Here is a 6716-nt window from a genome sequence, read left to right as displayed (position 1 = left end):
GCCGGCGCCAACGTCCATGACGTCGCCCGCGGCATGGGCCTCGATGGCCGCATCGGCCGCAAATTCCTCCATGCCGGCCCGGGCTATGGCGGCTCCTGCTTCCCCAAGGACACCCTGGCGCTCGCCCGCACCGCCCAGGAACTCGGCGCCCCCGCCACCATCGTCGAGCAGACCATCGCCGCCAACGAGGCCCGCAAGACCCAGATGGCCGAGCGCGTCATCGCCGCCTGCGGCGGCTCCGTCGCCGGCAAGACCATCGCCATCCTCGGCCTGACCTTCAAGCCCGAGACGGATGACATGCGCGACGCCCCCTCGCTCGTCATCCTCCCCGCCCTCGCCGCCGCCGGCGCCACCCTCCGCGCCTATGACCCGCAGCCCGGCCATGCCCGCCAGGTGCTGCCGGCCGCCATCCACTACGCCGCGAACGCCCTCGACGCCGCCCGCGGCGCCGACGCCCTCGTCCTCATCACCGAGTGGAACGAGTTCCGCGCCCTCTCCCCCGAAAAGCTCAAGGCCGCCATGGCCGGGTCCGTCGTCTGCGACCTCCGCAACGTCTGGGATCCCGCCACCATGCGCGAGGCCGGCTTCTCCTATTCGTCCATCGGGCGCCCGTGAGCGAGACCGCAGGAATGACCGCCTTCCACCACGCCTTCCACCCGACCTCGCTGCGCGAATACGACATCCGCGGCGTCGTCGGCAAAACCCTCTCCGGCGCGGATGCCTTCGCCATCGGCCGCTGCTTCGGCAGCATCGTCGCCCGCCAGGGGGGCAAGAAGGTCGCCGTCGGCTATGATGGCCGCCTCTCCTCGCCCGAGCTGGAGGCCCAGCTCGTCGCCGGCCTCGTCGCCTGCGGCCTGGAGGTCGCCCGCATCGGCTGCGGCCCGACGCCGATGCTCTACTTCGCCGCCTATGAGCTGGGCGCCGATGGCGCCGCCATGGTGACCGGCAGCCACAACCCGCCGGACTACAACGGCTTCAAGATGATGCTGGGGAAGAAGCCCTTCTTCGGCCAGCAGATCCAGGAAATCGGCCGCATGGCCGCCGCCGGCGACGTGGTGGCGGAAGCCTCGGGCAGCTCGACCCAGGTCGATGTCTCCGATGCCTACCTCGCCCGCCTGGTGAAGGACTATGATGGCGGCGAGCGCGCGCTGAAGGTGGTCTGGGATCCGGGCAACGGCTCCGGCGCCGAGATGACGAAGCGCCTGGTGGCCGCGCTGCCCGGCCACCACACCGTCATCAATGGCGAGATCGACGGCACCTTCCCCAACCATCACCCGGACCCGACCGTCCTCAAGAACCTCACCCAGATCATCGACCGGGTGAAGGCCGAGGGCGCGGATCTCGGCATCGCCTTCGATGGCGACGCCGACCGCATCGGCGCCGTCGATGGCGAGGGCAACATGCTCTTCGGCGACCAGCTCCTGGTCGTCCTGGCGCGCGATGTGCTGAAGGCCCATCCGGGCGGCACCATCATCGCCGACGTCAAGGCGAGCCAGGTGCTCTTCGACGAGATCGCCGCCGCCGGCGGCACGCCGCTGATGTGGAAGACCGGCCACTCGCTGATCAAGGCGAAGATGGCGGAGACGAAGTCGCCGCTCGCCGGCGAGATGTCGGGCCACATCTTCTTCGCCGACAAGTGGTATGGCTTTGACGACGCCCTCTATGGCGCCGTCCGCCTGCTCGGCATCGTCGCCCGCGCCAGCGAATCCCTGGCTGCCATGCGCGATGCCCTGCCCAAGGTGATCAATACGCCGGAACTGCGCTTCGACTGCCCGGATGAGCGCAAGTTCGGCGTCATCACCGAGGTGAAGGAACGCCTCGCCGCCGCCGGCGCCCAGGTGCAGGATGTGGACGGCGTCCGCGTCCTCACCGAGGATGGCTGGTGGCTGCTGCGCGCCTCCAACACCCAGGCCGTGCTCGTCGCCCGCGCGGAAGCCCGCACGGAAGAAGGGCTGGAGCGGCTGAAGGCGGCCATCGCCACCCAGGTCACCGCCTCCGGCCTCCAGGCGCCGGATTTCTCCGGCGAGAATGCCGGGCACTGACCGGAACGCCAGGGGCGCCGCCCCTGGACCCCGCCGGGGGGATGCGATCCCCCCGGACCCCGCGATCAGGGGGCCTCTCTTTCTCTACGGGACGCTGCTCGATCCGCGCCTGCTCGCGCGGCATGCGGGCACGGCCGGGCTGCACCGGCGGGGTGTTCCGGCCACGCTGCCGGAGCACCGGCGCGGCCGGCTGCGCGGCACGCCCTACCCCACCCTGCTGCCGGCACCGGGCCATGCCGTCCAGGGGCTGCTCATCCGGCCAGGGGCCGGGGCGCTGAAAAAACTTCAGAACTATGAGGGGGCGGCCTACCGGCTGCTGCCACTGCGCGTGCGCACCCGGCGGGGCCTGCGCTGGGCCCGCGCCTGGGTCGTGCCGCCCTGGCGCGCGGCGGCATGAGGCTTATTGCGGGTGCACCGCCGGCGCCCGCGCCCAGCCCTTCGGCTGCCGCACCTTCTCCCGCAGGAAGGTGAGAATGCCCGAGAGGATGATGATGGCCACGCCCAGCGCCATCACCGGCTCCAGCGCATCGCCAAAGACCAGGTAGCCGAAGGCGATCGCCCACAGCATCTGGCTGTACTGCGCCGGCGCCACCAGGCTGGCGGGGGCGCGCTGCGAGGCCAGCATCACCAGCACATTGGCCAGCGCCATCAGCAGCCCATAGCCCATCAGCCACACCCATTGCAGCGGCGTGGGCCAGACGAAATCCGGCAGCATCAGCAGCCCGGCCACCAGCACCGGCCCCACCAGCCCCGCCCCATAGAGCGAGAGGCGGGATTCGAGGTGGCCATAGGCCCGCATCATCACCACCGTCACCGCGCCCGACAGCCCGCCGGCCACGGCGCCGAGATGGCCGATATTCAGCTCCCGGAAGCCGGGGCGCAGCACCACCAGCACGCCGACAAAGCCCAGGATCACCGCCAGCCAGCGCCGCCACCCCACCGGCTCCTTCAGGAACAGCACCGAGAGCAGAGTGACGAAGCTCGGCATCAGGAAGATCAGGCAGAAGGCTTCCGCCATGGAGAGATGCGTGAAGGCGGTGACGCTGCCGACACTGCCGCACAGCGCCGCCACGGCGCGCAGCAGCCACATGCCGCGCCGCCGGGGGCGGAAGATGGCGCCATAGCCCTCCCCCCTCGCCTTCAGCCAGGGCAGCGCCACCACGCCCGAGAGCGCGCCGAAGAACACCGCCTCATAGGCGCTCAGGCTGCCATGCAGCAGCTTCACCGAGGCATCGCTGACCGCATAGGCGGCGAAGGCCAGGAAGGAAAGCAGGACGCCTTGCAGCGTGGAACGGTCCATGGGAAGCCCAAACAGGAAACCTTGCTGCACTGCGGTGTGACGCAGCGGGGTCTGGCCCGCCAGGGCCGGCGAGATGACAATTCAGCGTCACACCGCGCCCCAGGCGCGCGCGAAAGGCCACCCCATGCTGCAACGCCCCCCCGCCGAACCCGGCATGCGCGAGGAGGAGGTGGATACCCCCGCCCTCCTCCTCGACCTCGATGCCTTCGAGGCCAATCTGGACGCCATGGCGGCCTTCCTCGCCCCCACCGGCGCGAAGCTGCGCGCCCATGCCAAGACGCACAAAAGCCCCGTGGTGGCGCTGCAGCAGATCCGCCGCGGCGCCGTCGGCCAATGCGTGCAGAAGGTGGCGGAGGCCGAGGCCCTGGCCTGGGGCGGCGTGCCGGATATCCTCGTCTCCAACGAGGTCGTCGCGCCGCGCAAGCTGGCGCGGTTGCAGGCGCTCTCGGCCATCAGCCGCGTCGCCCTCTGCGCCGATGACGCGGCGGCGGTGGCGCTGATCGAGCAGGCCGCCGAGGCCGCCGGGCAGCGCATGACGGTGCTGGTGGAAATCGATGTCGGCGCCGGCCGCTGCGGCGTCACACCGGGGCCGGAGGCGGTGGCCCTGGCCCGGCGCATCGCCGGCAGCCCGCACCTGATCTTTGGCGGGCTCCAGGCCTATCACGGCAGCGCCCAGCATATCCGCAGCCCGGAGGGCCGCGCCGCCGCCATCGGCGCCGCCATCGGGCACACCCGCCGCACGGTGGAGCAGTTGCGGCAGCAGGGCCTGGCCTGCGCCATCGTGGGCGGCGCCGGCACCGGCACCTTCCCGCACGAGGCCGCCAGCGGCGTCTATAACGAGGTGCAGGCCGGGTCCTACGCCTTCATGGATGCCGATTACGCGGCCAATGAGGAGGCCCCGCCCTTCCGCCACGCCCTCTTCGTGCTGGCCCAGGTGATGAGCGCGCCGCGCCACGGCTTCGCCGTGCTCGATGCCGGGCACAAGGCGGCGCCAACGGATTCGGGCTTCCCCAAGGTGTGGCAGCGGCCTGGGCTGCGCTACGCCGGCGCCTCGGACGAGCATGGCAACCTCGTCGCCGAGGACGGGCCGGCGCCGAAGCTGGGGGAAAAGCTGCGGCTGGTGCCGGGGCATTGCGACCCGACGATCGACCGCTACGACTGGTTCGTGGGCGTGCGCAACGGGCGGGTGGAATGCCTCTGGCCGATCACGGCGCGTGGGGGGATGCAGTAAGTCCTGGGGAGGCTCCGCCTCCCCAAGCCCCTCCGCCGGGGGGACAGGGTCCCCCCGGACCCCGCCATCAGGGGCGGGTCAGCATGAACAGGGCCTGCTCACCGAACAGGTTGGCGAGGCGGACGGAGCGTTTCCAGGGGGCGCGCAGGCCGCGCTCATCCACCGCCAGCCAGCGCTCGATCTGGTAGCCATCGGCCGCGCAGAGGTCGAAGAAGTCCTGGATGGTGCAGGGGTGGATATTGGGCGTCTCGTGCCAGGGGCGGCCCCAGGTCTCGGTCATCGGCATGCGGCCGGTCAGCAGCAGCTTCATCCGCACTTCCCAGTGGCCAAAATTGGGGAAGGAGACGATGGCATGCCGCCCGATGCGCAGCATCTGCCGCAGCACCACGCGCGGCTTCTCCACCGCGTGCAGCGTGCGCGAGAGCACGACATAGTCGAAGGCGCCATCCGGATAGAAGGCGAGGTCGTTATCCGCATCGCCATGGACGACGGCGAGGCCCTGGGCCACGGCGGCGGTGGCCTGGTCCATGTCGATCTCGATGCCGCGGGCGTCGGCCTGCTTCTCGCGCTCCAGATGCTCCAGCAGCGCCCCGTCGCCGCAGCCGATATCGAGCACGCGGGTTCCGGGCTCGATCATCTCCGCGATCAGGCGCAGATCGAGGCGCATGTTCTTGGCGACGTAGCGGACCGGGGCGTGAAGATCGGGCACGATGTTTCCTGACCCTGCGCCGGCGGACAGCGTCCGCCGGCCCTGAAAGAAAAAAGAAGGGGGTGCGGGGGAATGCATTCCCCCCCGCTTCCTTAATCTCCCACCCTCCCCCCTGCAACGCAAACGGGGGCAACGCAAACGGGGGCCTCACGGCCCCCGCTGCACATTCCGGATTGTGCCCGGCGTATCAGGCGGCGCGCAGCGCCCGCGGCAGGTCGGCCACGGCGGCGTCGATCAGGCGGGCATCGCCCTCGGCGTCGAGCGCGGTGGCGATCACCTCGCGCGCGGCGGCGGCGGCGATGGCGGCGGCGGCGTGGCGCACTTCCGCCACAGCGCCAGCCTCGGCGGCGGCGATGCGGTCCATGGCCATGCGCTCGCGGCGCTTGGCGGCGGCTTCCGCCTCGGCGGCGGCGGCGGCGGCGAGGCGCTCGGCCTCGGCCTTGGCGCGGGCGATCATCGCCTCGGCCTCGGCCAGGGCGGCGGCGCGGTCAGCCTCGGCCTGGCGGCGCATCGCCTCGGCCTCGGCGCGCAGGCGGGCCGCCTCATCGAGCTCGGCGCGGATCTTGTCGGCGCGGGCGTCGAGGGCGTCGGTCGCCTTGGCCCAGACCAGCTTGCCGACGAGGACGGCGAAGAGAACGAAGGAGACGGCGACCCAGAACTTCGGGTCGAGCCAGAAATGGGCGTAGTGGTGCATCGCGGCCTCTCCTTACGCCTTGCCCTGGGCGGCCAGCTCGCGCTGCACGGCGGCGGCGACGGCGGCCTCGTTGCTGATGCCGGTCAGGCGATGGACCAGGGCATTCGCGGTGTCGGTGGCCACCTCGCGCAGCGCGCCCATGGCGGCGTCGCGGGCGGTGGCGATGCGCGCTTCGGCGCTGGAAATCTGCTGGGCCAGCCGCTCGTTCAGGGCGGCGGTGCGGGCGGCGGCCTCGGCCTGGGCGGCCTCCATCGCGGCGGTGATGGCGGCCTGGCTCTCGGCGCGGGCGCGGGCGGTGGCGGCCTGATGGGCGGCCATGGCGGCGTCGGCCTCGGCCTTGGCGGCGCGGGCGGCCTCGAGGTCACCCTCGATGCGGCTGCGGCGCTCCTCCAGCACGGAGGCGGCCTTGGGCAGCACGATGCCGGACAGCACGTAGTAGAAGACGCCGAAGATGATCAGCAGCCAGACCACCTGCGCCAGCATCATCGGGTTGCCGAAATCGAGCTGCGGCATCCCATCGGCCGCGAGGGCGGCGGTGGTGGAGGCGGCCATCGCCAGCGTGGCGAGCGCCAGCCGGGCGGTGAGGGTGTGTGCGGGCTTCATCATCTGCGTCCTCAGGCTGCGCATCCTGATCCGCACCCGCCGGAGGGCGGGGCGGGAAGTCCGGTGGGGCGCGGGGTTGGGCCCCGCGCCGGCCACCCACACGTGTACACGCTCAGGAAGGGGATGAGCAGCGCGAA

The 6716-nt window shown here is 71.6% G+C and carries 8 protein-coding genes; 4 read left to right on the top strand and 4 right to left on the bottom strand.

Annotated elements, in window-relative coordinates:
• The 3 genes from NON00_RS22140 to NON00_RS22130 all read left to right on the top strand — a co-directional run.
• Window positions 1–615 (top strand): UDP binding domain-containing protein (locus NON00_RS22140; RefSeq protein ID WP_305123510.1); only part of this gene is annotated, 615 nt, incomplete at its 5' end.
• 14 nt (window positions 616–629) lie between these two features.
• Window positions 630–2042, top strand: a complete 1413-nt coding sequence (gene pgmG / locus NON00_RS22135) for a phosphoglucomutase/phosphomannomutase PgmG (RefSeq protein WP_256024938.1) — start codon at window positions 630–632, stop codon at window positions 2040–2042.
• A complete protein-coding gene (locus NON00_RS22130) occupies window positions 2029–2439 on the top strand; it encodes a gamma-glutamylcyclotransferase family protein (protein WP_256024936.1) in 411 nt (136 codons plus the stop codon). The genes pgmG and NON00_RS22130 overlap by 14 nt, the downstream gene beginning before the upstream one ends.
• Before the next feature lie 3 nt (window positions 2440–2442).
• Here the strand turns inward: NON00_RS22130 and NON00_RS22125 are convergent, their stop codons facing one another.
• A complete protein-coding gene (locus NON00_RS22125; RefSeq protein ID WP_256024935.1) occupies window positions 2443–3342 on the bottom strand; it encodes a DMT family transporter in 900 nt (299 codons plus the stop codon).
• A gap of 124 nt (window positions 3343–3466) precedes the next feature.
• On the opposite strand from NON00_RS22125, the gene NON00_RS22120 reads away from it, so the two are divergent.
• Window positions 3467–4573 (top strand): DSD1 family PLP-dependent enzyme, encoded by a 1107-nt coding sequence (locus tag NON00_RS22120; protein ID WP_256024933.1) that lies wholly within the window; start codon window positions 3467–3469, stop codon window positions 4571–4573.
• Between the two features lie 67 nt (window positions 4574–4640).
• Here the strand turns inward: NON00_RS22120 and metW are convergent, their stop codons facing one another.
• From metW to NON00_RS22105, 3 genes are all read right to left on the bottom strand, one after another.
• Entirely contained in the window at window positions 4641–5240 is a 600-nt protein-coding gene (metW, locus tag NON00_RS22115) for a methionine biosynthesis protein MetW (RefSeq protein WP_256024939.1), read from the bottom strand.
• Between the two features lie 229 nt (window positions 5241–5469).
• On the bottom strand, window positions 5470–5976 hold the full coding sequence (locus NON00_RS22110) for a F0F1 ATP synthase subunit B (protein ID WP_256024930.1): 507 nt from the start codon (window positions 5974–5976) through the stop codon (window positions 5470–5472).
• Between the two features lie 12 nt (window positions 5977–5988).
• Window positions 5989–6582: a F0F1 ATP synthase subunit B' gene (locus NON00_RS22105; protein WP_256024927.1), complete on the bottom strand. Its 594-nt coding sequence runs from the start codon at window positions 6580–6582 to the stop codon at window positions 5989–5991.
• Window positions 6583–6716 lie beyond the last annotated feature (134 nt).

Source organism: Roseomonas sp. GC11 (genome assembly GCF_024437745.1).
Taxonomy (GTDB): domain Bacteria; phylum Pseudomonadota; class Alphaproteobacteria; order Acetobacterales; family Acetobacteraceae; genus Pseudoroseomonas.
Note: the sequence above shows the minus strand (reverse complement) of the source record. Positions and strands in the feature narration are given on the sequence as shown.

Bases quoted from the DNA above. Each gene is read 5' to 3' on its own strand.
- pgmG (WP_256024938.1), top strand. From the start codon at position 630: ATGACCGCCTTCCACCACGCCTTCCACCCGACCTCGCTGCGCGAATAC.
- NON00_RS22130 (WP_256024936.1), top strand. From the start codon at position 2,029: ATGCCGGGCACTGACCGGAACGCCAGGGGCGCCGCCCCTGGACCCCGC.
- NON00_RS22125 (WP_256024935.1), bottom strand. From the start codon at position 3,342: ATGGACCGTTCCACGCTGCAAGGCGTCCTGCTTTCCTTCCTGGCCTTC.
- NON00_RS22120 (WP_256024933.1), top strand. From the start codon at position 3,467: ATGCTGCAACGCCCCCCCGCCGAACCCGGCATGCGCGAGGAGGAGGTG.
- metW (WP_256024939.1), bottom strand. From the start codon at position 5,240: ATGCGCCTCGATCTGCGCCTGATCGCGGAGATGATCGAGCCCGGAACC.
- NON00_RS22110 (WP_256024930.1), bottom strand. From the start codon at position 5,976: ATGCACCACTACGCCCATTTCTGGCTCGACCCGAAGTTCTGGGTCGCC.
- NON00_RS22105 (WP_256024927.1), bottom strand. From the start codon at position 6,582: ATGATGAAGCCCGCACACACCCTCACCGCCCGGCTGGCGCTCGCCACG.